Source organism: Halorientalis brevis, from assembly GCF_023077655.1.
In genome coordinates, this window is the sequence record NZ_JALLGV010000008.1 from 119547 (window position 1) to 146292 (window position 26746).

Below are 26746 nucleotides of genomic sequence, written 5' to 3' on the forward strand. Positions count from 1 at the left end.
GATGGTGATACCCGGACCGGCGAGTCGGCCGGGAGACAGAGAGATCAGGCGACGTTGAATCCCTTCTCGCGGAGGAAATCCTCGACGCGCCCGGTGTGATTGCCCTGGAGCTCGATTTGGTCGTCTTCGACCGTTCCCCCGCAGGCGAACTTCGATTTCAAGTCCGAGGACAGGCTGTCCATGTCCACGTCCTTGGGGTCGAACCCTTCGATGACCGTTACCTCTTTCCCGTATCGGCGCTCGTCGATGCGGATGCTGATCTCCTGGGACTCTTTCGCGACGTCCTCGCAGACGCAGAGCTCCTCGGGCAGCCCGCACGTCGAGCAGACTTCCGACATTACAGGCCGACCCTACGAAATCTACCTATTAAATACTGTCGGGTGACCGGACGCCACAGCGGGTTTCGTCGCCGAGACGACCGGATTTCGTGTTCAGTTCCCGAAGGGTCCGACCCGGTCGCTGACTACTTCGTTCACCAGCTCGACCGCCCGGTCGGCGACCTGCTCGGTCGTCTCGCCGGCGTAGCGTGCGCGCTCGTAGCAGTCGTACACTTGCTCGACGCGCGGGTCGGCACCGATCGCCGCGAGGTACTGTCGCGGCGTTTCGCCGGGCCGCCGCGGCCGATGCTCCCGTGCCAGGACGTACTCGAGGCGCGCGAACGCGCGCTCGACGTCACTCGCCGGGTCGGAACGGGGCTGCCAGCGAAGCCACACCGCGCGATACGCCCGTTCGGCCGCGCCCGTGCGGCGGACCCCCGCTGCGAGCCCGGCCACGACGACGAGCGCGAGCGCCAACTGCTCGCGTGACGGCGGCTCCGGGAGCGAGAGCCCGCCGTCCTCCCGGTCCGGCGCCGTCGTCTCGGGCTCGGTGGTCCGATCGTCGCCCGACTGGGTGGTCGACTGCCACCCAGGGGGACTGGTGGGCGTGATCGGCCCCGCCGGCGTGGGCGTGTCCGCGGTCCGTCGATCCGGGGTGTCGGTCGGCGTGTCGGTGTCGTCGTCCTCGTCGTCGATGTCGATGTCGGCGTCGTTGGAGACGCCCGCCTCCTCGAGGCGCTGTTGCTCGGCGTCGCTTCGCGGGCCGGCCGGCGTCGGGTCGAACTTCACCCAGCCGATCTCGGGGAAGTAGACCTCGACCCAGGCGTGTGAGTCCAGGCCGCGCACCACGTACTCGTCTTCGGCGGTCTTCTCCCCGGGCGTGTAGCCGGTGACGAACCGCGCCGGAATGTCCTGAGTGCGCAGCATCGTCGCCATCGTCGTCGCGTAGTAGGTGCAGTACCCCTCGTTCATCTCGAAGAGGAACGAATCGGCGATGTTGCCGTCCGGCCGCTCGACGTCCAGGGAGTACGCCTTGTTGTCTTCGAGGTGCTGTTCGATCCGCGTGGCCGCCTCGTAGGGAGTGTCGGCGTCCGCCGTGATGCGGTCGGCGCGCTCGTCAACCCGGTCGGGGATGGTGGCTGGCAGTTGCGTGTAGCGGTCTTCGAGCCCCTCCGGGTAGTCGTCGCCGGCCGCTTCGAGTTCGGCCGTGGTCGGGGCCGGTCGTCGGCTCGTCACGCGGTAGCTGTCGCCGGCGGTGAACGGCGTCGCCGGCCTGAGTCCGGCCAGCGCCGAGACGCGCGCGTTGTCCGTCTCCGAGACCCGCACCGGCCGCCACGCTGCCGGCATCGCGTTGAGCCGGGACTCGACGACGTACCGCTGTTCGATCGTCTCGTACCGTCCCGGTGGGTTCGGCAACTGCCCCGGGTACTTCTGTGACGACCCGCTCCTGACCCAGCCGTCGCCCGTGTAGCGATTGTAGGCGGCGACGCGCCAGTATGCGCGCTCGTCGCTCTCGACGGTGAACCGGGCCTTCGGCGAGAGTTCGATGCTCCCCTGAATGGTGAGGCGCTGATCCGAGTTCATCAGGCTCGCTTCGATCGTGCGATCGCCGCCCTTCCCGAACAGCTGAAACGGCTGCCCCGATCCGCCCGGAACGACGCTGACGGTCACGGTCAGGACGACCATCGCGGCGAGGACGACGGCCAGCACGTCCGTCGTGGAGTGGTCGCCCCCGAACCGTTCGAGCCGGCCGAAGCCGATCGTTCCCGCCGCACCGAGGACGCCGAACAGGGCGATGGTCGTCCCGACGTCACCGGTGAGGACGAAAAACGTCAGCGTCGCGCCGCCGGCGACGACGGCCGCCACGTAGCGCCGTCGCATCGCCAGGTACCACGTCAGGAACACGGGCGCCGGCGTCACGCCCAGCACCCACAACTCGATTTTCTCCAGTCGGAGCACCGACAGCCCGGTCAACAGCGACATGACGTCGCTGATGATGGGGTCCTGCATCGCGAACACGTCCACGCCCAGCGCGGACGCGTACGACCAGATGCCCCCGACGAGCAACACCGCCCCGATGACGAACGCGATCTCCTCTCGGAGGACCCGCGAGAGCAACGTTGCAAAGACCAGCGACCCGCCGACGACCAGCAGGAACGCGTCCGGCTCGCCGACGACCTCGATGATCTCGTACAGCGCGACGACGAACGAGAACACGAGCGTCCCCGCCGACGCCAGCGCCAATCGACGCGGCGAGAGCCAGCTCGCGGTCGCGCTCTCGTCGTCGGCTGTCTGACTCACGCTCTCCGGCCCCGTCTCGGTACTCATCGGCGGTCACCCCCATCGGCGACCGCGGTCCGACGGCGCTCCGGTTCGACGTCGAGCGCGTGCTCCTGGTCGCCGACCGTCACGATCACGCCGTCGCCGTCGGCGGTCACCGCCGCGTCCGCGCGTTCGCGAGCCTGTTTGCGCACGTCGCCGGCCTCGGTCCGAGCGAGCAGTTCGAGAACGTGGCGGCGATGCGCGTCGCCGCGTCCGGGCTGGACCTCGCCGGCGGGACAGGTGACTGCGACCGAGAGCCCGGCCTGCAGCCCGAGGAGCGCGACGCTCGCGGCGCCCGACGCCATCGCGTCGGCGTGGCCCGGGGCGGCGCTGGCGACGACGTGGAACTCCTCGGTCGTCTCCTCGGCGACGAACTGCTTGACGACCAGTTCGTCGGCTTCGCGCTTGGCGCTCGACTTCCAGTGGACGTCGCGCAACGGGTCGCCCGGCGCGTACTCGCGGATGCTGTCGAACGCCTGCCGGTCGTTCGACGTTCCGTGCGTGAACAGCCCCGCAAACGCGTCGTCGCCCCGCAGGTCGTACACGTCTGGATACACGAGAGCGGTCGTCGTCGCTTCGGGGGTCGCCGTCCGGACGAACAGCCCCAGTACGTCGGTCATGACGATTTCGGGCGGCCCGAGCGTCCACTCCCCGCGTGACCGGAGTTCGACCTCGTAGCTGACGGTCGCCGGCAACGTCGCTTTCACTGCGGGACTGACGGCTGCGACGCCGCCGGGAAGTCGGTCGGTGAGCCGCGCGACGCCGCTGCCCGCGACGTCGAGCGTGACTGTTCGTCGCTCCCCGGCGAAGCCGGCAGCTGGTGCGGACCGGTCGACGTCGGGGACGTCGGCCAGGATGATCTGGACGGCGCCCGCGAGCAGTGCGACGAGCGCGGGCGCTGCGATGGCGTTCAGCGCTCGCGGCCCGGCGGCCGACGCCATTCCGATGGCGCCGCCGGCGACCACGGCGACCCCGACGCCGCGGACTGTCGGACGCAGCGTCATTCGACGGCGACGGTGTCCAGTGCGGCCGAGACGACGTCCTGGCCGGTGGTTTCGGCGGTCGTCGTCTGGACCCGGTGGGGCATGACGACCCGCGCTTCCGCCTGGACGTCGTCGGGGACGACGTAGGCGCGACCGGCCAGCGCTGCGCGGGCCTGTGCGGCCCGCAGCAGGGCGATCGACCCGCGGGGACTCACGCCGAGTTGAGCGTGCTCGCGCGTGTAGCCCGACAGCCGGGTGACGTACTCGCGGACGGCTTTCTCGACGGTGACGTTCGAGACCGCATCGCGCGCGTCTCGGAGGTCGTCGAGCGTCGCGACCGACGAGAGTTCCTCGATGGGATGGTCGCCGACGACGCGGTCGAGCATCGCCGCCTCCTCGTCCTGGCCCGGATACCCGAGATGGAGTTTCTTCATGAACCGGTCGAGCTCCGCCATCGGCAACTCGTAGGTCCGGTCGCGTTCGACGGTGTTCTGGGTCGCGATCACCGTGAACGGCGAGGGCATCTCGTGGGTGTCCCCGTCGACGGTGACCTGCTCCTCCTCCATGGCTTCCAGCAGGGCGCTCTGGGTCTTCGGGGGCGCCCGGTTGATCTCGTCGCCCAGCACGACGTTGGCGAACACGGGGCCGGGGCGGAAGTCGAACTCCTGTGTCTTCTGGTTGAAGACGTTGACGCCGGTGATGTCGGTGGGAAGCAGGTCCGGCGTGAACTGGACGCGTTTGAACGACCCGTCGAAGGAGGCGGCGATGGACTTCGCGAGCATCGTCTTGCCCACGCCGGGTACGTCCTCGAGGAGGACGTGGCCGCGACCGAGGAGGGCGGTCAGGATGTGTTCGATCTCGTCGCGGTGGCCGACGATCACCTGTTCGACGTTCGCTGCGACGCGGCGGGCCAGTGCACCGGCTTCCTCGACGGATTCGTCGGCTCGGGCTCCGGCGCTCGATGTGTCTGCATCAGTCATGGCTAACTCGCGGGGTTGGCTCCTGGAGGGCGGTCGCTCGGACGTGTCGGCGCGAGGAACAAGTGTTTTCCCCTCACCAGTGACCGAGACGCGATACCGGCGGTTCCACCGGTCCCACCACACCTGGTAGCTGCACTCACGGGTAGTCAATGGGGTTGCACTACCTAATGCTCCCGGTCACTGCACCCCTCGACCCAGTCCTCACCAGTCCTTACAGTCAGCACAGACCAGCTGGTCCCCGTCACGCCAGCGCCGCTCGACCGGCTCCCCGCACGCGCCACACGTCGCGGCGTCGTCGCTCCACGCGTAGGTCGAGACCGCCGGGTCGACGTCGGCCGCGCCGACTGCCGGGACGTCCCCACTGTCGTCCTCGGTGTCCGACGTCGTGTCGGGACCCGGGTCGGCAGCCGCCGGGTCGTCGCCGGCGTCGGACTCGTCGCCGTCTGACATGAAATCGTCCAGCGATGCGTCGTCCATGCGCCGTTCTCGAACGGCCGCGACCTTAGGGGTAGCGGGACAGCCCGCAACCACGAGAACCAAGTACCAGCGCTCGCAACCGCCGAGTATGGTCGACCTCATCGGCAACGTTACGACGATGATCACCGAGTTCACGAACATCGCGCTGTCGGACCCCCTGAGCGCCATCCTCATCCTGTTCGGGTCGCTGTTCGTCGGCGGCTCCGTGCTGGCGTTCACGTACCTCACGCTCGGGGCAGTCGTCGACCTCGTGACGCCCGAGGTCAGCGAAGGGCCTGCCCGGCAAGCCTGATCGCGTCCGCCAGGTCCGGTCCGAGCGGCGACCCGACGACGAAGCTGTCGACGTACTCCCGGACGGCAGCCATCTGTTCTTCGACCTGCGTTTGCGTCCCAGCGATGCAGAACGCGTCGATCATCTCCTCGGTCACCAGTCCGAACGCCTCGCTGAACTCGCCGGCTTCGATGGCCTGGCCGACCTCGGTCGCTCGCTCGCTGTCCAGATCGTGTCGATCTAACACTGGTGGCGCGGCACCGCCGGCGATGAACGCGACCGGCGGTCTGGCAGCCTCTCGGGCCGCTTCCTCGTCCTCGGCGACGCTGACGCTGGCGTAGGCCGCGAAGTCGAACTCGCCGCGCTCGTCTGGCCGTTCCTCCAGGCCTTTCTCGACCTGCTCGGCCGCCCACGCGAAGTCTCGCGGGTGCGACCCGTTGTAGAGGACGCCGTCGGCGTGTTTGGCTGCCATCCGTATCATGTGCGGTCCCTGGGCACCGACGTACACCGGAATCGTGCCGGGCACCTCGTACTCCAGGGCCGCGTCGTTGGCGGTGAAGGTGCCGTCGAGGTCGACGGACTCGCCGGCCCAGAGGTCCTGGGCGGTCTTGAACGTCTCCAGTACTCTGCGGAGCGGCTTCTCGCGCTCGACGCCGAGCGAGGAGAGCGTCGACCGGTCGCCCGGGCCGACGCCCATGACCGCGCGGCCGTCGCTGACTTCCTGGAGGGTCGCGACCCGCGAGGCAAGCGTCAGCGGATGGCTGTCGTAGGGGTTGGCCGCCGCCGGGCCGAGCGCGACCTCGTCGGTCGCGTCGGCGATCCGCGACAGCGTCACGAACGGGTCGCGGTTGAAGTAGTGGCAGGCCGCGAAGACGGCGTCGAAATCCGCCTCCTCTGCCGTGACTGCGAGTTCGGTGAGCTCTTCGACTGGATGTTCCGGGGTGAGTTCGATCGCTTTCATGAGTCTTGGTACTGCCACTCGCGGAGTGCCTGCTGCACGAAGTCGCCGTCCAGGTCGCGGTACAGTTCGTCGCTGCCCGCGTGGTCGCCGAACGCCCAGTCGCGAACGACGGTCACGGGCGTTCCGCCCGCACCCTCGCCGGCGACGAGGTTGCTCGCGGCGGCCAGTTCGTCGACCACTGACTGGACGGTCACGTCGAGTTCGCGACCGTCGCGGTCGCGTTCGCCCCGCCAGTCGCGGCTCGCGGGCATGCCCGCCCAACCGAGCGCGACCCCGCGCTGGCCGTGTCGGAACGGGCGGCCCGACGTGTCCGTCACGACGACCGGGACGCCGAGATCGCGATGGAGCGCTTCGGCGCTCGCGCTCGGGTCCTCGGGGAGCAAGAGCAGGTCCGCGTCAGGCACGTTCGAGCGGTCGATGCCCGCGTTGACGGTCGTGTGGCCGAACCGCGTCCGCGTCAACAGGAACGGAGCCTCCATCAGCAGGTCCGCGCTCTCCTCGATCACGGCCTGGGCGAACCGCGGGTCCTTCGACTCGCCGGTCACGCGCTCCAGCCGGGCGGCGATGGCCTCGGCCCGGTCGCCCGCGGCGAAGTCGTCGAGCGACGCTCGTCGTCCCTCGGCCTTCGAGACGACCGTACTCGCCACGACGACGACGTCGTCAGACCGGAGGCGGACGCGCTCGTCGACGAGACTGGCCAGGTCGTCGCCCGCCTCGACCTCCGGGAGCCCCGGAACCGCGAACACTTCCATACCCTCACTGCGGAGTGGCCACCAAAAAGGACCGCGTTAGGAGCAATGTCGGCCAAAATAGGCAACAATTTCCGGATCTGTGCGCGCGGTGGGTTCGACGGACCGGTCTGGCGCCGGCACCGAGGTGCCGACGGCATAAACACCCGGACATCTGTGGCCGTAACTCTCAGGTATCTTAAATCCGAATATGGGTGGGTCTTTTTATATTCTGTATAAAAATGACCGGCTATTGTCGCGGGGGGATATATCAGGTGTGGACAATAGATTGAAGTGGCGGAACTGGCGAACTATCGAGTGCACGGTGACTCCGATGGCAACCGCAACTCGATCCCGACTCGCCGTTCCCGAGGTCGATCTGAAGCTCCTGGTAGCGACGTGTGCGTTGATCGCGGCCGAGGGCTGGTTCCTGACGACGCAGACGCAGTCGGTCGTGTTGCCGCTGATCTGGATGGCGCCGATGGATCTGTTCCTGCTGGTCGCCGCCGTCGACGAGACGGTGGCGCTCGGTGAGGTGGCGATGATCCTGTTTTTCGGCCGGTTCATCCTGCTCCCGTTCATGTTCCTGGCCCCGATGAACAGCTTCCTGCTGTTTTACGGGCTGTTCATGGCGCCGGTCGACGTCGTCATCGTCGGTTACGTGCTGCGGTCTGCCGGAAACACGGCGCTCGGTCGCGCTGCGGGCTGATCGGGTCACCGCTCACTCTCGTTCCCCCACACTGCGGCTCCGGTCACCACTCCCCTCCGGATCCGTTCCCCTCGCGGCGGGGCGCTCCCCTACCCGCCGCGACGTCCCCCACGGCGGGGTTCCCCCTTTCCCCGCCACGCTCCACTCTCTCCCGTTCACTCAGCCGGCGGCACTGCCGACGCGTCACCGCTCGTGAACCGTGACGGACAGCTCCCCGTTCTCGACGTGGGCCGTCAGCATCGACGTGCTCGTCGCCGGCGCCGCGCCGGTCGCGCTCCCCGGATTGAGCAGTCGCACGCCGCCGACGGTCGCGTCCAGCAGTTCGTGGGTGTGACCCGAGACGCCGACCGTCGGTCCGTCGCCCGCGTGCTCGCGGACGGTGGTCGCGACGCGCTCCTCGTACCCGGTTTTGCTTCCGGTGCCGTGCGTGACGACGAACTCCACGCCGCCGAGGTCGACGGTCTCGACCGTCGGCAGACCCAGCCCCCGGTCCATGTTCCCCGAGACGGCCGTCAACGAGGTGGCGAGGTCCTCGATCGTCGCCAGGACGTCCATCCCGTCGAAGTCCCCGGCGTGGATGACGTGGTCGGCGCCCCGGACCCGCTCGCGAACCCAGGTCGGAAGGCGGTTCGCGCGCGACGGAACGTGGGTGTCGCTGATGATCGCGACGTTCATGGCCGGTGGTTTCGCTGCCACCTACAAAAGTCGTCCCTGCTGGCGCTCTCGGGACGGGACTTTTGGTCGCACCGGCCGCAGGCTTCGCCATGGAGGAAACCCACGTCGTCACCTGCTTCCTGCGCAATCGCGGGCGCGTCCTGTTGTTCCGTCGGAGCGGAGAGGTCGGCTCCTACACGGGCCAGTGGGGCGCCGTGGCGGGCCACGCTGCCGAACCCGGTTCGGACGAGCCCGACCCTGACTGGGCCGCCCGCCAGGAGATCGACGAAGAGGCCGACCTCGCCGACGCCGTCACGCTCGTGCGCCGCGGCGACCCCTTCACCGTCGAGGACGCCGACCTGGGGACACGCTGGGTCGTCCATCCGTACCTGTTCGATTGCGCGACGCGCGACGTGACGCCGAACGAGGAGACGACCGAGTACGAGTGGGTCCCGCCGACCGAGATGCTGCGCCGCGAGACCGTCCCCGACCTCTGGACCTCTTACGATCGGGTCCGGCCGTCAGTCGAGACGGTGGCCGACGACCGCGAGCACGGCGCGGCCTACATCTCGGTCCGGGCGCTGGAGGTCCTCCGGGACGCGGCTGCGCTGGCCGCCGACCGCGACGCGGGCGACTGGGACTCGCTCGCGTCGCTCGCCGGGGAACTGCTTGCCGCTCGCCCGACGATGACGGTCGTCGCCAATCGCGTCAACAGGGTGATGGCTGCCGCCGTCGCGGACCGCACGGCTCGTGCCGTCGAGGACGCCGCTCACGAGGCGATCGACGCCGCGCTGGAGGCTGACGATGCGGCGGCCGAGGCCGCCGGGGAGACACTCGCGGGGCAGCGGATCGCGACGCTCTCGCGGTCGGGGACCGTTTCGACTGCGCTCGCTCGCGCCGACCCCGAGGCGGTGCTGGTCGCGGAGTCCCGGCCGGGTCGCGAGGGCGTCGGCGTCGCCGAAGCGCTCGCTGCCGACGGCGCGGACGTGACGCTCGTTTCGGACGCCGGGCTGGCGTGGGAACTCGCCAACGGCGAGTACGACGCTGTGCTCGTGGGGGCCGACACCGTCCTCCCGGACGGGCGCGTCGTCAACAAGGTCGGAACGCGCGCTGCTGCCCTCGCGGGCGCCCACGAGGACGTCCCGATCTACGCGGTCGCGGCCAGCGACAAGATCAGTCCGGACTCGGCAGTCGACGTCGAGACCGCCGACCCCACCGACGTGTACGACGGGGACGCCGACCTCGACGTGTCGGTCCCGCTGTTCGACGTGACGCCACCGGACCTGCTGGCCGGCGTCGTCACCGAGGACGGCCTGCTCGACGGCGATGCGGTCCGGGCCGTCGCCGACGAACACAGCGCCAGGGCGGCGTGGCAGGACTGACCCCGGGATTCAGGACTCGTCCAGCACGACCGGAATCCCGGCCTGGGCCACGTCGGCGGCGAAGGCCCGGGAATCGGCCGCCAGGGTCGAAAACGTGTTGTAGTGGACGGGCAGGACGAGTTCGGGCTCCATCACGGCCGCGAGCGCGGCGGCCTCGTGGCGGTTCATCGTAAAGCGCTGGCCGATCGGCGGACAGAACAGCGAGACGTCGACCTGTTTGTGTCCCGGCAGCACGTCCGTGTCGCCCGTCCAGAGCACTCTCGTTCCCTCGACGTCGACGAGGAAGCCGCAGCCGAACCCCCGCGGATGGTACGGCGTCCCGTCGGGGCGCGTGTGCGGGCCGCCGGGTTCGTTGTACGCCGGGATCGTCCACAATGGCACGCCGTCGACGGTGCGGCTCTCTTTCATACCCACTTCGACCACGTCGTACGGGAGATCGACGACCGGCGGGAGGTCGCGGTCGACGTCGCGACCGCTGATGCCCTCGAAGGCAACGATGGTGGCGTCGTCGCTGGCGACCCGCTCGATGCCCTCCGGGTCGTAGTGGTGGACGTGCGTCACGCAGATCACGTCGCCGTCCTCCGGGCGATAGTCGCGGCTCGGTGGGTGACCGACGCCGTCCTCGTCGGGTTCCCACTCGCCGGTGAGGACGCCGTAGCGGCCGGGGTCCATGTAGACGACGGTGTCATCGCCGGCGACCCGGAGGGTGGCGTAGCCCAGCCACTCGGCGGTGAGCCCGTCGTGTCGGACTGTCATTTTCCGGAGGTATGTCCCGCAGGACAATGAAGGCGGCTGCTTGCCGACGGCCCGACCGCGGGCGGCGAGATGTATGGGCTTTTCGCCGCGTGTCCCATACAGTCGGCTGGTGGCAGTGACGAACAGCTACCTCCTCTGAGACCCAGTTTCTATTAGTAGATCGGTGGCTTGGTGGACTCCCCAGCAGTGCCAGGTCTCAGTGACCGTGCTGTACTCAGGACGTGTCTCGGTCGTCGGACGGTCACTCTGGTCGATAGGGGTTGGTTGCGGTGTTGAGACGGTAGACGTCCTCGACGGCATCGAAGTCGTCGTCGAACGCGTAGAGATATCCGAGCCCGTCTGCCTGCATATACGCGACAATCGCGGCATCGACGAACGAGAACTGCTCGTACTGCCGGAAGAGCGCTTTCGCCGTGGCGAACGCGTCCGCAGTCAGGGAGTCGATGTGAAAGCGCCTGTTCTCTTCGACTCGGTCGAGGAAATCGACACCGGCGTCGTGACCAGCGTGCGTCGTCAAGCCATTCAGCGTCTCCGCGAGCACGTAATCGAGGACCACTGCTTCCGGTAGGTCCGCCGAGTCGATCCCTGTGAGGATGGGAAGGGCGTCGTCGTGTGCCTCGTCCCGACGGTACACCGATGCGAAAAGAACCGACGTATCGACGAGTGCGCGCGGCATTTAGTTGGCGTCGACGCCCCACGCGTCGTGTTCGGCCGTGACCTTCGTCTCCCGATCGCCTTCGTAACCGTCGAAGTCGCTGAACGTCCCGCTGCGCTGTTGGACGACCTGAACGCGAAGCGTGCCGTCGTCCTCGACGTGCCAGCGGAGTGTGTCACCGTCGTCGATATCTAACTCGTTACGGATGCGGGCGGGAATGTTCGCCTGGTTCCCCGAGACCTTGCTCTCTGAGTCGACGCCCTCACTGCTCATAGACGAAACAAGGAGAGCATCCTTGAAAAATGTAGTGTGCGGTCACACTACCAGTGGCCCGCCACTGAGCGTTTCCTCTGTAGTCAGCGCGGTCTTTCTGTCACGATACCCGGGTTTGCGGTCTGAGACCGGTTCTGGAACGGATTGCTTTTCAGCCACGGACTGGGACCTCCGGCTGGTGGCCGTGACGAACAGTTACTCCCTTTGAGCCCCAGTTTCTATCAATAGATTGTTGGTCTTATCGAATTCTCCAACAGTTACAGGTTCCAGTGGTCGTACTGCATACAAGGCGTATATCGGCCACATCCGGGATTCCGGGAGACCGGTTAATCATCATCGGCAGTGTATGCACCGCCGCGACGTTTGATTCGTGCGACGACGAGACGCTGGTCGCCCCGTTTGAACGTTACTGAGAGACGAAACTCACCGATTCGTATCTTCTTATATGGGCTGTTCTGGAGCGGTTCACCGTAGTCGGGCGGATCACGCCACGGCGAGTCGACAACCTCATCGAGTTTGTCGAGGATCTGATCCTGTTCAGCAGGATCGAGTGAACCGATATCGTCCTGTGCTGTCGAGGAGAGTTCCCACACCCATCCGTCGTCACTCATCGTTCGTGCCGAACTGCTCGCGTGCCTCGGCAGCACTCATCGTCTCCCCCTCGCGGACCTCTTCCTCGGCTTTGAGCAGTGCGATGAGTTCGTCGCGGTCGAACGTCGGAAATTCGATCGCGTCCCGGAGCGTATAGCGAATGAACTCACTTCGGCTGTTGAAGCCACGGCCCTGCCACGTGTCGTCGATGTCGTCGAGGAACGACTCGGTGGCCTTGAAGTTCACCGTGACGATTTCGTCTCCGTCGTCACCGCCTGTAGTTGCTTCAGACATATAGAAGTAATACGTTAGTCTTACGCATAGTCGTTTCGTCCGATAGCAGGCATACCTCTGTCCGAAGTGTTTCTACCGACTACGCGTTCTGTAGTCAGCACGCTCTTTTTATCACGGTACGCTGATTTGTGCGGTCTGGGGCGGTGCCGGAACGGATTGCTTTTCAGCCACGGTCTGCAACCTGCGACTGGTGGCAGTGACGAAATGTTACCCCCGCTGAGAGCCAGGTTCTATTAATAGATTGGCTGTCTCGACGGTTTCCCCAACAGTGACAGGTTTCTGTGGAGGTGTTGTATACTCGACATGTATCGGTTGCTGACCAATGTCAACAGAAGTATGAATAGATTCCGAACGGGGCTGCCCGGGCAAACAATTAACCGATGTCAACGCCAACGTCAACGTAACGATGGCAACAGCCGACGAGCAGATTCGAGTCAGCGACCGGGTGAAGCGTATCCTCGATCGACGCCGGCACGAGGGTGAGTCGTACAACGATGTCCTCGAGCGTGTTCTCGAAGAGGAAGAAGGCGGGGACTTCTATGACGGGTTCGGCCGGTGGTCAGACGAGAAGGCCGAGCGGGTTCGCGAACAGCGCGAGCAGGCCAAAGAGAAGCGGAAAGCGCGGATGCGGCGACTGGGCGGTGACGAGGGCGAGGACCCGGACGCATGAAGGTTCTCGACGCGAGTTTTCTCATCGACTACCTCAACGGCGTCGTGGCGACCAAGGAGTTCTACGAGGACGAAGGTGGGGACTCCGAGCGGTGGGTGATTCCGGTCCCGGCGTACGCCGAGGTGTTGGTCGGGGAAGGGAACTTCCCGGGTGGCGATGTGGAGGATGCCCGTGCTGACCTCGCGTGGGGCGAGAAACACGCTGTCGACGAACACACGGCTGTCCTCGCAGGTGAGATTGCAAACGAGGTCGGGCCCGAGGGTCCGTTCCTCGGCGGTCTCGACGCGCTTATCGCCGCCGTCGGGCGTGAGCTAGATGCGCCGGTGGTTTCGGCAGATGGAGATCTCACGCACGAAGAGACCAAGAAAGTCGTTGATGTGGAAGAATACTGAGATTGCTCCGACTGGGTAGCAGATAGACGTGACCGACGAACCTTCGTGAAGTCCGGTTTCGGTGTGACCACACGCGGTTGCAGGTAGAGGGTAGAACGGATTGCTTTTGGGCCACGGACTGCAACTTGCGACTGGTGGCAGTGACGAACAGTTACCCCCTCTGAGAGCCAGGTTCTATTAATAGATCCGTCGGAAGCAACAGTCAGTTTCCGAAATCAGTACTTGGATACGTCTACCGACGATAGCCGAGAGTGATGGCCGAGGGATCAGACTCGTTCAACTACCTCGCTACAGACGACATCCTCGCGATCCACGAGCTGATCGTCGAGTCGAACGAGGATACTGAGGCTGGCGTCGCCTCGACCGGCGACATCGAATACGCCGTCGAGCACATCCGTGAGGGTCACTTTGGCCACGTCCCCGAGTCGTTCCACGAGAAAGCGTTCCAGCTACTCCGTCTCATCGACGTCAACCATCCGTTCGTCGACGGGAACAAACGAACGGCACTCATGTCGGTCCGTGTCTTCTGCGCGTTGAACGGACTGGAGTTCGCGTACGACCGTCAGATCAAGGAGATTCTGAAAACGTTGGCTACGGACGAAACGAACGTCGAGAAAGAAGTCGTTCTTTCGTATCTCCGCGAACACACTGAGCCACTCGAACCGGAATACAAAGCGACAATCGAGTTGTGGTTAGCACAAATTATGGACGCTGAACGAATCCCGGATGATATCGAGCCCGACCCGTCCGAGAGCCAGAACCGCGGTGAACCCAACGATTATGACTCAGACTCGCGTAGTAACAACTAGATATGGCTGCTGAGAGCGACGGACCCAGTCTGCCGGACGATCTGTCACCCGAGGAGGCCAGGCGATACCTGATTCGGTTCCTCGGAAGACAGGATCTCGACGAGCACGAAGAGATTTACGAAGAACTCGCGTACGAGTGACGGTCCGTCCGATTCGATAGACGAGTTTTTCCGACACGGCACTCTATCTCTCGCTGGTGGCCGTGACGAACAGTTACCCCCTCTGAGCCCCTTGTGACGAGGAATTCACCCGAGCCACCACTCTCAACGTGGCGTACCATCACTCCTGATACAAACACGACGCCTGCCCAGCGACAGCGTCAGTCGACTCTGTTCTGTCACTGGTCGTGATATTATTATGCATATTAGGTCATCATCACTCTAACCTGCCGTCTGGCGATTTGGGGGTATATAAACGGGCATCTCTTTATACGGATGGGCCGAATTTTCAGGTACGGTCGAACGGCCCCGTCTGGGGCCAGGTGTGGTAACCCGACCGGAGGTGTGACCCAGATGGCACTCAAACTCAAATCTACGAAGACGGTGACTGGCGGACTAACGGCGGACTACGATGCGGTGCCGAGCCACGTGGCGACCTGCCCCGAGTGTGAGAGCAGCGTCCTCGACGGGCAGGGAGTGCTCGGGTGTGTGGACTGCGGCTGGAACGGCTTCGTCGCCTAATCCGGCTGTTCTTTCGTTATACCGGCCACGGACATTTTTCTGCTACCGATCGACGAGTGGTAACACCGTGGCGTCGGCTGGTGAGATACTACCCGGCCCGTAGTCCGAGCCGGTGTTGGAGTGGACCGCCAGGTCCTGTCGAAACGACTCGCCTGCGAACTGCGCTGCTGGCCAAGCTGCGGCTACGCGGCGAGCGAGTCGAAAAAACGTGAGAGTTACGGAGCGATCTAGTCGTCGGCGGGCGCGGCGCCGCTGCCTTCGGTCTGCTTTTTGGTGTGGGGGAGCTTCCCGCCGTCGGCGAGGATCTCGCGTTCGCGCTCGGAGGCGTCGAGCGTGGCGGTGAGTTCCCAGTCGTCGTTGACGCGGACGGTGAACTCCTCCTGCCCCGAGCGAACGGCCTCGGCGACGTCGTCGACGATCTCGATGTCGTCGCCCTGGTCGATCTGCTCGTAGTCGTCGGCGTCGATCGAGAGCGGGATGATGCCGAAGTTGAACAGGTTCGCCTTGTGGATGCGGGCGAAGCTCTGTGCGAGGACGCCCTCGATACCGAGGTACATCGGGCACAGTGCGGCGTGCTCACGCGAGGAGCCCTGGCCGTAGTTCTCGCCGGCGACGAGGAAGCCGCCGTCGGCGTCGAGCGCGCGGTCGGCGAAGGTGTCGTCGACGCGCGAGAGGGTGAACTCGGAGAGCTTCGGGATGTTCGACCGGTACATCAGGATGTCCTGGGTCGCAGGGATGATGTGGTCGGTCGTGATGTTGTCGTCCATCTTCAGGAGCGCTTCCCCTTCGATGTCGGCGTCGAGTTCGTCCTTCAGCGGGACGTCGCCGATGTTCGGGCCCTTGACGAGGTCGTCGTCGACGGCCTCCTCGGGCTCGATGATGTCCGTCTTGGAGCCGTCGAACTTGTCGGGCAGCTCCAGACCGGGTGCCTCCATGTCGCCGAGTTCGTCCGCGAGGTCACGCGGGTCGACGATCTCGCCTTTGATGGCTGCCGCGGTGGCAACCTCGGGCGAACAGAGGTAGACGTTGTCGTCTTCGATCCCGGAGCGACCCTCGAAGTTGCGGTTGAAGGTACGCAGCGAGACCGAATCGGAGGCGGGCACGTGGCCGATGCCGATACAGGCACCGCACGTCGCCTCGGAGAAGTTCACACCGGCGGCCATCATCTCGGCGCTCCAGCCCTGGCGGGCGAGGATCTCGGAGGCCTGCTTGGAGCCGGGTGCGACGATCATCTCGGTCTTCATGTCGACTTCGCGGCCTTCCAGCATCTTCGCTGCCGGGAGGATGTCCGCGTAGCCGCCGTTCGTACAGGAGCCGACGATGACCTGCTCGACGTCCTGCCCCTCGACTTCGCGGACGGGCACGACGTTGTCGGGCATCGAGGGCTCGGCGATGAGCGGCTCGAGCTCGGAGAGGTCGATGGTGATCTGGTCGTCGTACTCGGCGTCCTCGTCGGGGCCGATCTCGACGTACTCGTCCTCACGGCCGACGCGCTCGAGGAAGTCTCTGGTCTTCTCGTCGGTCGGGAAGACCGAGGAGGTAGCACCGAGCTCGGTGCCCATGTTGGTGATGGTCGTCCGCTCGGGCACGGTGAGCGTCTCGACGCCCGGCCCGGTGTACTCGAAGATCTTGCCGACGCCACCTTTCACGGAGAGGCGGCGCAGCATCTCGAGGATGACGTCCTTGGCGGTCGCCCACTCGGGGAGTTCGCCTTCGAGACGCACGTTGACGACTTCGGGCATCTCGATGTAGTAGGCACCGCCACCCATGGCGACGGCGACGTCCAGGCCACCGGAGCCGATGGCGAGCTGCCCCATCCCGCCGGGGGTCGGCGTGTGGGAGTCCGAGCCCAGCAGCGTCTTGCCGGGGGCCGCGAAGTTCTCCTTGTGGACGTTGTGGCAGATACCGTTGCCGGGGCGCGAGAAGTACGCACCGAACGTGCCTGCCGCAGAGCGCAGGAAGCGGTGGTCGTCCGTGTTCTTGAAGTCGAACTGGTAGGTCTGGTGGTCACAGTACTGTGCGGCGAGTTCGGTCTGGACTTCGTCCAGGCCGAGCGCCTCGAACTGCAGCCATACGAGCGTGCCAGTCGTGTCCTGTGTCAGGACCTGGTCGATCTCGATGCCGATCTCCTCACCGGTTTCGAGTTCGCCTTCGACGAGATGATCGTCGAGAATCTTCTCAGTAAGCGTCTGTCCCATAACGTCTGACGGTGACGGGTCCGTGCCCATAAATCATGCGAGTTAATTCAATTAGTGTATTCCACTGTATCCCACAGTACTAGTATCCCTTTGACCTGTTTTCGGTCCTTCACGGACAGCTTTTTGACGCGGTAGATACTAGATAAACAGTTAGTGGTGACTGGATGCGTCGTCGCGCCTGCGAGGCGCCGCGGACCGGCAGTGTTTTACTCACGCTCGCCACCTCACCAGGCATGTTCAGAAGCGGGGCCTTTCTGGCCGAGCAACTCGGCGACCTCCGGGACGAACAGGTACAGCCCAACGGTGTCGACCTCACGCTGGGTGCCGTCTTCGAGCAGACGAGTCCTGGCCGCATCGAACGCGACGGGAAGACCATCGGCGACCGCCGCGAACTCACCCCTGCGGAGACCGACGACGGAGAACTCTACCGACTGCAGCCGGGCGGGTACGTCGTCAGGTACGCCGAGCGCATCGCCATCCCGGAAGAACACGTCGGTTTCCTCTACCCCCGCTCGTCGCTGTTACGTAACTCCTGCATGCTCGATACGGCCGTCTGGGACGCTGGCTACGAGGGTCGCGGCGAGGGGCTGCTTGAAGTCCACCACGAGATCGAACTCGAACCCGGTGCTCGCATCGCGCAGTTGGTGCTGGCCGGTGCCGATCACGAGGGGACCTACGACGGGTCGTACCAGGGCGAACATCTGTAACTCTGCGCGACTTCCGCTTCGAAACTGAAGCACTATTTATATGTAGACCTGTCCAACCTCCTCCAATGAGCGACGCGGCGGGTGACCCGGTGGATCGTGAACCAGTCGCGGTGACTGGTGAGCGCCAGATCCGCGTCCTTCACGTCGACGACGAGTCCACCCTGGTCGAAACGTCGGCAGTCTGGTTAGAGAAGGTCGGCGACCGGCTCTCGGTCGTGACCGAAACCAGTGCGCAGGACGCGCTCGACCGACTGGCCGAGGACGACGTCGATTGCATCGTCAGTGACTACGACATGCCGCGGATGAACGGCCTGGAGTTCCTCGAAGCCGTTCGCGAGACCCACCCGGACCTCCCCTTCATTCTCTTTACCGGGAAAGGCAGCGAAGAGATCGCCAGCGAAGCGATCTCGGCGGGCGTCACCGACTACCTCCAGAAGGAGGTCGGCACCGATCAGTACACCCTATTGGCCAACCGAATCGAGCGGGCCGTCGGCGAACAGCGAACCGTCGACGCGCTCGAAGAGAGCGAGCGGGTGCTCTCGACGCTGATGAGCAACCTGCCGGGGATCGTCTACCGGGCTCGGAACGAACGGCACTGGCCGATGTCGTTCGTCAGCGACGGGTCGATCGACGTCACTGGGTACGAGCCCGACCAGTTGACGAGCGGCGACGTCTCCTACGGCGAGGACGTCGTTCATCCCGAGGACCAGGAGGCCGTCTGGGAGGCGGTCCAGGCTGCGGTCGACGACGGCGTGCCGTACAAACTGGAATACCGCGTCGAGACGAAACAGGGGGAGACCCGCTGGGTCTGGGAGCAGGGCCGCGCCGTCGAGACGACCGCGGACGGGACTGCCGTTCTGGAGGGCGTCATCACGGACATCACCGAACAGAAGGAACGCGAGGGCCAACTCCGGCAGACGAAACAGCGCTACCGTCGCGTCGTCGAGCAGAACCTCTTTGCGATCTACATCATCCAGGACGGCGTCATCCAGTACGTCAATCCCAAGGCGGCCAGCGTCTTCGGCTACACGCCCGAGGAGATGACTGACGGCATGACTGCCTTCGACATCGTCGCCGAGGAGGACCACGACCTGTTACGGGAGAACATCGACCGCCGCGAGCAGGGTGACGTCGGAGAGTTGCAGTACGAACTGACCGGCGTCCGGAAGGACGGGACGGAGTTCGTCTTCGAGGTTCACAGCGGCATCATCGAGTACGAAGGCGAGCCCGCACTGCTCGGTGCCCTGATCGACGTCACCGACCGCAAGGAACGAGAGCGCGAACTCGAACAGTACGAGACAATGGTCGAGACGGTCGGCGACGGCGTCTACGTCCTCGACAACGACTTCCGCTTCGTGACCGTCAACGAGGCGATGACGGACCTGTCCGGGTACGGTCGCGAGCAACTCGTGGGTTCGTCGGCCAGCCTCATCCTCGACGAGGCGGACACCGAAAACGCCCTCGCTGCGCGCGACGAACTCCGCGACGCCGATCAGGAGGTGGGCACGCTCGCCCTCGACGTCCAGACCGCCGATGGCGAGTCGATCCCGTGTGAGGTCCGGTTTCGCCTCCTCGCGGACGACGACGGGGCGTACCAGGGGACGGCCGGCGTGATCCGCGACCTCACCAGACAGAGCGCGTCGGAACCGGATCTGGCCGACCAGCACTAATCGAGCGACCGGTTCGCCAGCGTGGACGCTCGCGACGTGTGGGATTCTGAGAAGATGGTTGCGAGAGAGACGCTCGTACCGTCCGTCCGGCGTGCGGTAGCAGGAGCCGTGTGGTGGTCTGGGTCGTGTGGTGGCGCCGTGACGGTGGCGTTGCGTCGGTGCGGTCGCCGACTCGGTGCGTGTGGAGCGGAGCCTTGGGTACGCAGCGCCCGAGCAGGCGGGTACCGCACGACTAGTTATCGGGAGGAACAGTATATGCTATATGCCTATCTCGTTAGGTAGCTGGCCAGCGGGAGTCACTCGGGATCGAACAACTCCGTGAAGACCTTCCGCTCGGCCGCGCGGAGGTGCTGGTGGAAGGTCGGGCGCGAGATGTCCATCGACTCGGCGAGTTCGTCGCCGGAGACGGGGCGGGGCCACTCGAAGAAGCCGCTGAGGACCGCAGACTGGAGCGCGGTCTGCTGGCGGTCGGTCAACCGGTCTTCGAGCGCCGCCCGGAACTCCTGGCGGGTCTCGACCGGGCGATCGTGTTCGTGGTAGCCGACGAGGTCCGTTCCGTCGTACCGGTCGGCGACGAACTCGAAGAACTCGCGGGCGCTGGCCTTCGCCGGCAGTTCGACCGTCACACGCGCCTGCCCCGCTTCGCTCGTCAACGCCTGCATCACTGCCCCGCGGTCGGCCAGCAGTTCGACGAACGCGTCGGTGACGATGAACTCGAACAACTGCTCGTCCTCGTCGGCGAGACAGGCGGCGCTCTCGACGCCCGCCTCTTCGGCGGCGGCCAGCACTGCCTCGGCGTCGGCTCCCGACGCTTCGGCGAACAGCCGCAGGGCGCCGTCCGGTTTGTAGACCGAGCCCGCGTAGGTCAGGTGGCAGTTCGCGGCGGCGGCGACCCGGTTGAACAGCAGGTCGTCGTCGCCGACGGTGAACTGCAGTTCGACGACCTGGTCGGTCCCGAGGATGCGCCCGGTCTCGATGGCGTTGTAGGCGTTCGCGATGGCGCGGCCCAGCGTCGAGAGCACGGCCTGCTCGTGTGCGTCGAACGCGTCGGGATCGGTCGTGTAGACCGTCATGACGCCGTACTCGGTGTCCTTGTAGGTCAGCGGCACGGCGATCGCTGCCCGGAGGCCGTGTTCCGAGTCGGCCGCGAACTCGCCGGTCTCGGCACCGGCGGTGAACTCCTGGTGTCGCGTCCGTCCCTCGCGGAGCGCCTGGACGCTCGGCCCCGGTTCGTCGGCGTCGAGCGGGAGCGACAGGTCGGCCACGTCGAGGTCGGTCTCGCCGGCCCACGCGGTCGGTTCGAGCGACCCGCCGCTGACGCCGACGTCGCCGATCCACGCGAGGTCGTAGCCGTCGACCGCCGCGAGCTGGTCGCACACCCGCTCGTTGATCTCCGTGTGGGTCGCGGACTCGACGAGCACCTCGATGACGTCGCGGATGAGGCCGTTGATCCGGGCGAGCAACTGTCTGAGCTCGTGTTCGCGCCGGCGGCGTTCGAGTTCGAAGCTGACCCACTGGGTGAGTAGTTCGACGAACTGGCGCTCGCTCTCGGTGGACGGCTCCGTTCGCGCCTCGCGTGCGGCGAAACAGAGGGTCCCGTACAGCTCGCCGTCGACGGTCACCGTCCCGCCGAGATAGCAGCCCAGTCCGTACTTCTCGTAGGCGGGATCGTCCTCCCACCCTTCCTCGGTGGCGTCGGTGACCGCCAACGGCCCGTGCGCGTCGATGGTCTTCCGACAGTACGTCTTCGACAGCGGCTGGTCGGTTCGCTCGGCGAACTGCTCGTCGTTGCCGTCGTCGACGACGATCCGGAAGCCGGCCTGCTCGGGGTTCACTTTCGGGTCGATGACGGCGAGAAACCCTGATTCGAGGCCGACCCGCTCGCGGCCGATGTCGAGGACGTGCTGGACCTTCTCCTCGAAGGTCAGGTCCGTCCGCGAGGAGACCGCGGTGAGCTCTCTGAGCGCGAGTTCGCTGTCTCGGAGCTGCCGTTCCAGTTCCTTCCGCTCGGAGATGTCTCGGGTGATGCCGACGGCCGCCCCGTCGCTGCCGTTCCGGTCGATCCGACTGAGGCGGGTTTCGGCCGTGATCGACTCCTCGGCGGTCGGCAGGTCCATCTCCACTTCGATCTGTTCGCTCTCGCTGTCGCCCGACAGTACCGCGTCGCGGCGCTGCTGGTAGTGCGTGAGCGTCCCCTCGTCGATGATCCCGGCCTCGGCGTAACTCTCCGCCGACGCGTCGACCAACTCGGTCGCTGGCCGGTCGAGCACCTCGCTCGTCCGCTCGTCGACGAACAGCCGATCGCCGTCCTCGTCCAACACGAACGCGCCCTCCCGCATCGTCTCGACGATCGTCTCGTAGGTGTCGAGGGCCGACCGTCGACCCACGTCGTCGAGCGCCCGCTCGACCCTCCGTTGAAGGAGGCGCTTCCACTCTCCCTCGTACTCGACGACTTCCCGCGCGCCGGCGTCGAGGAGATCGGTGGCGCTCTCCTCGCTGTCCGGGTCGCGCAGGACGACCACGGGGACGCTGTCGTGGTCGGCCGACTCGAACACCGGCAGCACGTCCGGTCCGTCGGCCGCGTGGCGGGTGACGAGACACGCGGGGCTGTCGTCACCGGTGACCTCCCTGGGAATCCCGTCGGCCTGGACCGTCTCGACCGTCGTCTCGTCGAGCGACTCCAGCGCGGTCACTATCGACTCCCTGCACTCGCTGTCCGGGTCCACCACGAGAACCCGTCGGCTCCGTCCCATACGTCAGCTACCGGCGAGACGAACCCACCGGGAATAAAGCTCGCGGCGAGGTTTCAGATTCTGATTTTCACCGGCGGCGGAAGGGATACGGTGTCACGGCCACATCTGGTGTACCATGACGCGCGTCGCGCTCATCGCCCACGACGAACGGAAACCCGACATCATCGATATGGCCCAGGCGTACGAGGAGACCCTCGCCGATTACGACCTCCTGGGCACGGGGACGACCGGTCAGCGGATCACTGAAGAGACCGACCTGACCGTCGAGCGGAAGGCCTCCGGCCCGCTCGGTGGCGACGTGCAGATCGCCAGCGAGGTCGCCGACGACGCCGTCGACGGCATCGTCTTCCTCCGCGACCCGCTGACCGCACAGCCCCACGAACCGGACATCTCCGCGCTCCTGCGCGTCTGTGACGTCCACGACGTCCCACTGGCCACCACGGAGACCGGCGCCCGCTACCTGCTCGACGGCCTCGACGCGGAGTAGGGGCCACGCCTGGCCGTCAGCGGCCTCGCCCAACAGTTACGTCCGATCGTCCCCTAACGCACGTCATGGCACACCAAACAGGGGAGTCGGGTCACGACGTCGGTGAACCCAGCCAGCAGTGGCGCGAGTACCGGGGTGCGCCGACGGGGACCGACATCGAGTGTCGGGGCTGGCGGCAGGAAGCGGCCCTCCGGCTGCTGAACAACAACCTCGACCCCGAGGTCGCCGAGAACCCCGAAGAGCTGGTGGTGTACGGCGGGACCGGACGGGCCGCTCGCTCCTGGGACGCCTACGACGCCATCCTCGCCGAACTCCGCGACCTCGGCGACGCCGAGACGCTGCTGGTCCAGTCCGGCAAACCCGTCGGGCGCTTCGAGACCCACGAGCGCGCGCCCCGCGTCCTCGTCGCCAACTCGAACCTCGTCGGGAAGTGGGACGACTGGGACCACTTCCACGAGCTCGAAGCGAGGGGCCTCATCATGTACGGCCAGATGACCGCCGGCTCGTGGGCGTACATCGGTACTCAGGGCATCATTCAGGGGACGTTCGAGACGCTGGCGGAACTCGCTCGTCAGGAGTTCGAGGAAAATTCCCTCGAAGGGAGGGTCGTGGCGACGGGCGGCCTCGGCGGGATGGGGGGTGCCCAACCCCTCGCCGTCACGATGAACCACGGCGTCTGCATCGCTGCGGAGGTCGACGAAGACCGCATCGACCGCCGCATCGAGACCGGCTATCTGATGGACAAAACGAGCGACCTGGAGGTCGCTCTTCAGCAGGCTGCCGAGTACGCCGACCGGGGCGAACCGTACAGCGTCGGCGTCCACATGAACGCCGCGGACATGCTGGCGGAACTCGTCGACCGCAACGAGATCCCCGACGTCGTCACCGACCAGACGAGCGCCCACGACGAGTTAGAGGGGTACTACCCGTCGGGCTACACCGTCGCGGCGGCGGACGCCCGCCGCGAAGCAGACCCCGAGACGTACGTCGCGGAATCGCTGGACACGATGGAACGCCACGTCCAGGCCATCCTCGACCTTCAGGAACGGGGCGCGGTGGCGTTCGAGTACGGCAACAACATCCGCGGCCAGGTCCGGGAACACCGCGGGATGGAGACCGCGTTCGACTTCCCCGGGTTCGTCCCCGCGTACGTCCGGCCGCTGTTCTGCCGGGGGAAAGGACCGTTCCGCTGGGTAGCGCTCTCGGGCGACCCCGACGACATCCGCCGGACCGACGAGGCCGTCACGGAACTGTTCCCCGAGAAGGACGCCCTCCACCGCTGGATCGACCTCGCACAGGAGCAGGTCGAGTTCCAGGGGCTGCCGTCGCGGGTCTGCTGGCTCGGCTATCGAGCAGCCGACGACCCGGACGGTCTCACCGAACGCGCTCGCTTCGCCCTGCGCATCAACGACCTCGTCGCGGACGGGGAGATCGCGGCACCGATCGTCGTCACCCGCGACCACCTCGACGCGGGGAGCGTGGCCTCCCCCAACCGCGAGACGGAAGCGATGAAAGACGGTTCGGACGCCATCGCCGACTGGCCCATCCTGAACGCGCTGTTGAACTGCGCGGCCGGCGCGGACGTCGTCAGCGTCCACGACGGTGGCGGCGTCGGCATCGGAAACGCGCTGCACACGAACAACCACGTCGTCCTCGACGGGTCGGACCTGGCCGCCGAGAAAGCGCGCCGGGTGTTCACGACCGATCCCGGGATGGGCGTCGTCCGGCACGCCGACGCCGGCTACGAGACCGCACTCGACGAAGCCGAGGCGTCGGGCGTTCCGATTCCGATGCGGGAGCGCGAGCGATGAGCGGGGAGGACCACCCGTTCACGCAACCGCCGGAGTGGGACGGGCCGTCGACCGATCCCAACGACGAGCAGTTCGGCGACGTGGTCTTCCCGGCGACGCTGACGACGGCCAGCGAGGAGACGGCGGTGCTGGTCGGCGAACCGTACGACGGCGCGGTGATCGGACGGCCGGGCGCCAGCGAGGGGCCGTCGGCGCTCCGCCGGGAACTGGCGGCGATGAAGACCCACCACTTCGACGCTGGCCCCGTCAGTTCGGTGGGCGACCTCGGTAACGTCGCGGCCATCGCCGGCGAGTGGACGACCATGCGCTCCAGCGAGGTCCAGGAGACGGTTCGAGACGTGGCCGCGCGCGTCTACGACCGGGGCGCGCTGCCGGTGTTCCTGGGCGGCGACAACTCGCTGACCTACGCCAACGTCGCGCCGCTCCTCGACCGCGGGTCGGTCGGCGTCGTGAGTTTCGACGCCCACCTGGACTGCCGCGAAGTGCGCGGCGAACCGACCAGCGGCACCCCCTACAGACAGCTCCACGAGGCCGGTCTCGACGCCTTCGCCGTCGCCGGCGCGCGTCACTTCGAGACGAGCACGACCTACGCCGAGTACGTCACGAGTCGCGGTGGCACCATCGTCACCGCCGACGAAGTGGGACTGGACACCGTGATGGCGGCCGACCGCTTGCGCGAGGCCATGGCCGACGTCGACGCGATCTACCTGAGCCTCGACGTGGACGTACTCGACGCGGCGGCCGCCCCGGGCGTGAGCGCCCCGACGCCGGGTGGGCTCACCACACGGGAACTGTACCGCCTCCTGCGGCTGCTGGCGACCGACGACCGGGTGGCCGGGTTCGAGGTGGTCGAGTGTGCACCCCCGCTCGACGAGGGCGACCGCACTGCTCGGGCGGGTGCACGTGCAATTGGTCACTTCCTGTCTGCCCTCACTGCCCGTGACGACTGGGAGGCCGGGGATGACTGACCTGACCGCCGTCGTCCACGACGCGGGCGAGGTGGTGACTGCCTCCGGACCGACCGACCCAGACATTCACGAGGACGCAGCCGTCGCCGTCGTCGACGGTCGCGTTGCAGCCGTCGGTCCCACGGACGCGGTGACCCGCGAGTATCCGCCGGCGAACGCGGCGACGGCCATCGACGCCGACGGCCGCGCTGTCGTCCCCGGCTTCGTCGATTCGCACACGCACGCGCTCTTCGCCGGCGACCGCGCCGACGAGTTCGCCGCGAAACTCCGGGGGAAGACCTACCAGGAAATCCTCGCCGAGGGCGGGGGCATCCTCCGAACGGTCCGCGCCGTCAGAGACGCCAGCGACGAGACGCTACTCGACAACCTGCTCGGGGAACTCGACGTCATGCTGGCCCACGGGACGACGACCGTCGAGGTGAAATCCGGGTACGGGCTGGATCGCGAGACGGAACTGCGAATGCTGGACGTGATCGCACGCGCTGACGACGCGCACCTGGTCGACGTGGTCCCGACGTTCATGGGCGCTCACGCCGTCCCAGACGGTCGCGACGTGGACGACTACGTCACTGCGGTCGTCGAGGAGCAACTCCCGGCGGTCGCCGACCAGGGGATCGCCGAGTTCTGCGACGTGTTCTGCGAGGAAGACGTGTTCACCGTCGAGCAGTCTCGACGCGTCCTCGAAGCCGGTCGCGACCACGGGCTGACGCCGAAGGTCCACGCCGAGGAGTTCACGCGACTCGGCGGTGCGCAACTCGCAGCGGACCTCGGGGCTGCCAGCGCCGACCACCTGCTGCACGCGACCGACGCGGACGCCGCTGCGCTGGCCGACGCGGCCGTGACGCCCGTCCTCCTTCCCGGGACCGCGTTCTCGCTGGGCGCCGACTACGCCGACCCCGACGTGTTCGCCGACGCCGGTGCACCGCCCGCGATCGCGACCGACTGCAATCCGAACTGCTACTCACAGAGCATGGGCTTTGCCGTGGCGCTGGGCTGTTCCGGCATGGGAATGGCTCCGGCCGAGGCGATGCTCGCGGCGACGCGCCGGGGCGCAGCGGCGCTGAATCGCGACGACGGGACGGGCACCCTCACCGAGGGCGCTCCCGCCGACCTGCTCGTGCTCGACGCTCCCTCGCACGTCCACGTCCCGTACAACGTCGGCGTGAACGTCGTCGACGCGGTCCTCAAACGGGGGTCCCTCGTCCACCGGGAGGGAGCGGCGTGAGCGACGCCGCGGCTGACGACCGA

General features: G+C 66.4%; 29 protein-coding genes. 14 read left to right on the forward strand and 15 right to left on the reverse strand.

Annotation, left to right across the window (positions count from 1 at the left end):
- Nucleotides 1-44: 44 nt before the first annotated feature.
- The 5 genes from yciH to MU553_RS18565 all read right to left on the reverse strand — a co-directional run bounded on the left by yciH (nt 45) and on the right by MU553_RS18565 (nt 5079).
- Nucleotides 45-338 (reverse strand): stress response translation initiation inhibitor YciH, encoded by a 294-nt coding sequence (yciH, locus tag MU553_RS18545; protein WP_136716721.1) that lies wholly within the window; start codon nt 336-338, stop codon nt 45-47.
- A gap of 93 nt (nt 339-431) precedes the next feature.
- The gene (locus MU553_RS18550) at nt 432-2645 is read right to left on the reverse strand and encodes a transglutaminase TgpA family protein (protein ID WP_247380454.1); all 2214 of its coding nucleotides are present in this window, start codon (nt 2643-2645) and stop codon (nt 432-434) included.
- Nucleotides 2642-3643 carry a DUF58 domain-containing protein gene (locus MU553_RS18555; protein WP_247380456.1) on the reverse strand — a complete coding sequence of 334 codons (1002 nt, stop codon included), beginning with the start codon at nt 3641-3643 and terminating at the stop codon, nt 2642-2644. Before MU553_RS18555 ends, MU553_RS18550 begins: the two co-directional genes overlap by 4 nt.
- On the reverse strand, nt 3640-4602 hold the full coding sequence (locus MU553_RS18560; RefSeq protein ID WP_247380458.1) for an AAA family ATPase: 963 nt from the start codon (nt 4600-4602) through the stop codon (nt 3640-3642). The genes MU553_RS18555 and MU553_RS18560 overlap by 4 nt, the downstream gene beginning before the upstream one ends.
- A gap of 201 nt (nt 4603-4803) precedes the next feature.
- Nucleotides 4804-5079, reverse strand: coding sequence for a DUF7573 domain-containing protein (locus tag MU553_RS18565; protein ID WP_247380460.1), 276 nt, complete (start codon nt 5077-5079; stop codon nt 4804-4806).
- Between the two features lie 88 nt (nt 5080-5167).
- Between MU553_RS18565 and MU553_RS18570 the strand changes: the two genes are divergently transcribed.
- Nucleotides 5168-5371, forward strand: a complete 204-nt coding sequence (locus tag MU553_RS18570) for a DUF8024 family protein (protein WP_247380462.1) — start codon at nt 5168-5170, stop codon at nt 5369-5371.
- Here MU553_RS18570 and MU553_RS18575 read toward each other — a convergent pair.
- Nucleotides 5343-6311, reverse strand: coding sequence for a 5,10-methylenetetrahydromethanopterin reductase (locus tag MU553_RS18575; protein ID WP_247380464.1), 969 nt, complete (start codon nt 6309-6311; stop codon nt 5343-5345). The genes MU553_RS18570 and MU553_RS18575 overlap by 29 nt on opposite strands.
- The gene (locus MU553_RS18580) at nt 6308-7063 is read right to left on the reverse strand and encodes a coenzyme F420-0:L-glutamate ligase (protein ID WP_247380466.1); all 756 of its coding nucleotides are present in this window, start codon (nt 7061-7063) and stop codon (nt 6308-6310) included. The genes MU553_RS18575 and MU553_RS18580 overlap by 4 nt, the downstream gene beginning before the upstream one ends.
- Nucleotides 7064-7373: 310 nt before the next feature.
- On the opposite strand from MU553_RS18580, the gene MU553_RS18585 reads away from it, so the two are divergent.
- On the forward strand, nt 7374-7748 hold the full coding sequence (locus tag MU553_RS18585; protein WP_247380468.1) for a hypothetical protein: 375 nt from the start codon (nt 7374-7376) through the stop codon (nt 7746-7748).
- 183 nt (nt 7749-7931) lie between these two features.
- Here the strand turns inward: MU553_RS18585 and MU553_RS18590 are convergent, their stop codons facing one another.
- A complete protein-coding gene (locus MU553_RS18590; RefSeq protein ID WP_247380912.1) occupies nt 7932-8423 on the reverse strand; it encodes a metallophosphoesterase family protein in 492 nt (163 codons plus the stop codon).
- Nucleotides 8424-8512: 89 nt separating this feature from the next.
- Here MU553_RS18590 and MU553_RS18595 point away from each other — a divergent pair, with 89 nt between their 5' ends.
- Nucleotides 8513-9784, forward strand: coding sequence for an eIF2B alpha/beta/delta subunit family protein (locus MU553_RS18595; protein WP_247380469.1), 1272 nt, complete (start codon nt 8513-8515; stop codon nt 9782-9784).
- A 9-nt stretch (nt 9785-9793) separates the two neighbouring features.
- Here the strand turns inward: MU553_RS18595 and MU553_RS18600 are convergent, their stop codons facing one another.
- From MU553_RS18600 to MU553_RS18620, 5 genes are all read right to left on the reverse strand, one after another.
- Nucleotides 9794-10540, reverse strand: a complete 747-nt coding sequence (locus MU553_RS18600) for an MBL fold metallo-hydrolase (protein ID WP_247380471.1) — start codon at nt 10538-10540, stop codon at nt 9794-9796.
- Nucleotides 10541-10781: 241 nt separating this feature from the next.
- On the reverse strand, nt 10782-11216 hold the full coding sequence (locus MU553_RS18605) for a PIN domain-containing protein (protein WP_247380473.1): 435 nt from the start codon (nt 11214-11216) through the stop codon (nt 10782-10784).
- The gene (locus MU553_RS18610) at nt 11217-11468 is read right to left on the reverse strand and encodes an AbrB/MazE/SpoVT family DNA-binding domain-containing protein (RefSeq protein ID WP_247380475.1); all 252 of its coding nucleotides are present in this window, start codon (nt 11466-11468) and stop codon (nt 11217-11219) included. It abuts the gene before it with no gap.
- A 326-nt stretch (nt 11469-11794) separates the two neighbouring features.
- Entirely contained in the window at nt 11795-12079 is a 285-nt protein-coding gene (locus tag MU553_RS18615) for a type II toxin-antitoxin system RelE family toxin (protein ID WP_247380478.1), read from the reverse strand.
- Nucleotides 12072-12353 (reverse strand): ribbon-helix-helix domain-containing protein, encoded by a 282-nt coding sequence (locus tag MU553_RS18620; protein WP_247380480.1) that lies wholly within the window; start codon nt 12351-12353, stop codon nt 12072-12074. The genes MU553_RS18615 and MU553_RS18620 overlap by 8 nt, the downstream gene beginning before the upstream one ends.
- A 406-nt stretch (nt 12354-12759) precedes the next feature.
- On the opposite strand from MU553_RS18620, the gene MU553_RS18625 reads away from it, so the two are divergent.
- The 5 genes from MU553_RS18625 to MU553_RS18645 all read left to right on the forward strand — a co-directional run bounded on the left by MU553_RS18625 (nt 12760) and on the right by MU553_RS18645 (nt 14904).
- Nucleotides 12760-13023 carry an antitoxin VapB family protein gene (locus MU553_RS18625; RefSeq protein ID WP_247380483.1) on the forward strand — a complete coding sequence of 88 codons (264 nt, stop codon included), beginning with the start codon at nt 12760-12762 and terminating at the stop codon, nt 13021-13023.
- Nucleotides 13020-13415, forward strand: a complete 396-nt coding sequence (locus tag MU553_RS18630) for a PIN domain-containing protein (RefSeq protein ID WP_247380485.1) — start codon at nt 13020-13022, stop codon at nt 13413-13415. Before MU553_RS18625 ends, MU553_RS18630 begins: the two co-directional genes overlap by 4 nt.
- Before the next feature lie 254 nt (nt 13416-13669).
- Complete coding sequence (locus MU553_RS18635; RefSeq protein WP_247380487.1) at nt 13670-14224, forward strand: type II toxin-antitoxin system death-on-curing family toxin; 555 nt, start codon at nt 13670-13672, stop codon at nt 14222-14224.
- A 2-nt stretch (nt 14225-14226) separates the two neighbouring features.
- On the forward strand, nt 14227-14364 hold the full coding sequence (locus MU553_RS18640) for a hypothetical protein (protein ID WP_247380489.1): 138 nt from the start codon (nt 14227-14229) through the stop codon (nt 14362-14364).
- A 372-nt stretch (nt 14365-14736) separates the two neighbouring features.
- Nucleotides 14737-14904: a hypothetical protein gene (locus tag MU553_RS18645; protein WP_247380491.1), complete on the forward strand. Its 168-nt coding sequence runs from the start codon at nt 14737-14739 to the stop codon at nt 14902-14904.
- A 227-nt stretch (nt 14905-15131) separates the two neighbouring features.
- Here the strand turns inward: MU553_RS18645 and MU553_RS18650 are convergent, their stop codons facing one another.
- Nucleotides 15132-17102 (reverse strand): aconitate hydratase, encoded by a 1971-nt coding sequence (locus MU553_RS18650; RefSeq protein WP_247380493.1) that lies wholly within the window; start codon nt 17100-17102, stop codon nt 15132-15134.
- A 164-nt stretch (nt 17103-17266) separates the two neighbouring features.
- On the opposite strand from MU553_RS18650, the gene MU553_RS18655 reads away from it, so the two are divergent.
- Both MU553_RS18655 and MU553_RS18660 read left to right on the forward strand, forming a co-directional pair.
- Nucleotides 17267-17809 carry a deoxyuridine 5'-triphosphate nucleotidohydrolase gene (locus MU553_RS18655; protein WP_282594367.1) on the forward strand — a complete coding sequence of 181 codons (543 nt, stop codon included), beginning with the start codon at nt 17267-17269 and terminating at the stop codon, nt 17807-17809.
- 65 nt (nt 17810-17874) lie between these two features.
- Nucleotides 17875-19479, forward strand: coding sequence for a hybrid sensor histidine kinase/response regulator (locus MU553_RS18660; protein ID WP_247380497.1), 1605 nt, complete (start codon nt 17875-17877; stop codon nt 19477-19479).
- A 296-nt stretch (nt 19480-19775) separates the two neighbouring features.
- Here MU553_RS18660 and MU553_RS18665 read toward each other — a convergent pair whose 3' ends face one another.
- On the reverse strand, nt 19776-22232 hold the full coding sequence (locus MU553_RS18665) for a bacterio-opsin activator domain-containing protein (RefSeq protein ID WP_247380498.1): 2457 nt from the start codon (nt 22230-22232) through the stop codon (nt 19776-19778).
- Between the two features lie 115 nt (nt 22233-22347).
- On the opposite strand from MU553_RS18665, the gene MU553_RS18670 reads away from it, so the two are divergent.
- The 4 genes from MU553_RS18670 (at nt 22348) to hutI (ending at nt 26723) form a co-directional block, all read left to right on the forward strand.
- A complete protein-coding gene (locus tag MU553_RS18670) occupies nt 22348-22719 on the forward strand; it encodes a methylglyoxal synthase (RefSeq protein ID WP_247380500.1) in 372 nt (123 codons plus the stop codon).
- Between the two features lie 65 nt (nt 22720-22784).
- Nucleotides 22785-24530 (forward strand): urocanate hydratase, encoded by a 1746-nt coding sequence (gene hutU, locus MU553_RS18675; protein ID WP_247380502.1) that lies wholly within the window; start codon nt 22785-22787, stop codon nt 24528-24530.
- The gene (hutG, locus tag MU553_RS18680) at nt 24527-25498 is read left to right on the forward strand and encodes a formimidoylglutamase (RefSeq protein ID WP_247380505.1); all 972 of its coding nucleotides are present in this window, start codon (nt 24527-24529) and stop codon (nt 25496-25498) included. The genes hutU and hutG overlap by 4 nt, the downstream gene beginning before the upstream one ends.
- A complete protein-coding gene (hutI, locus tag MU553_RS18685; protein WP_247380506.1) occupies nt 25491-26723 on the forward strand; it encodes an imidazolonepropionase in 1233 nt (410 codons plus the stop codon). Before hutG ends, hutI begins: the two co-directional genes overlap by 8 nt.
- The last annotated feature ends 23 nt before the right edge of the window (nt 26724-26746 follow it).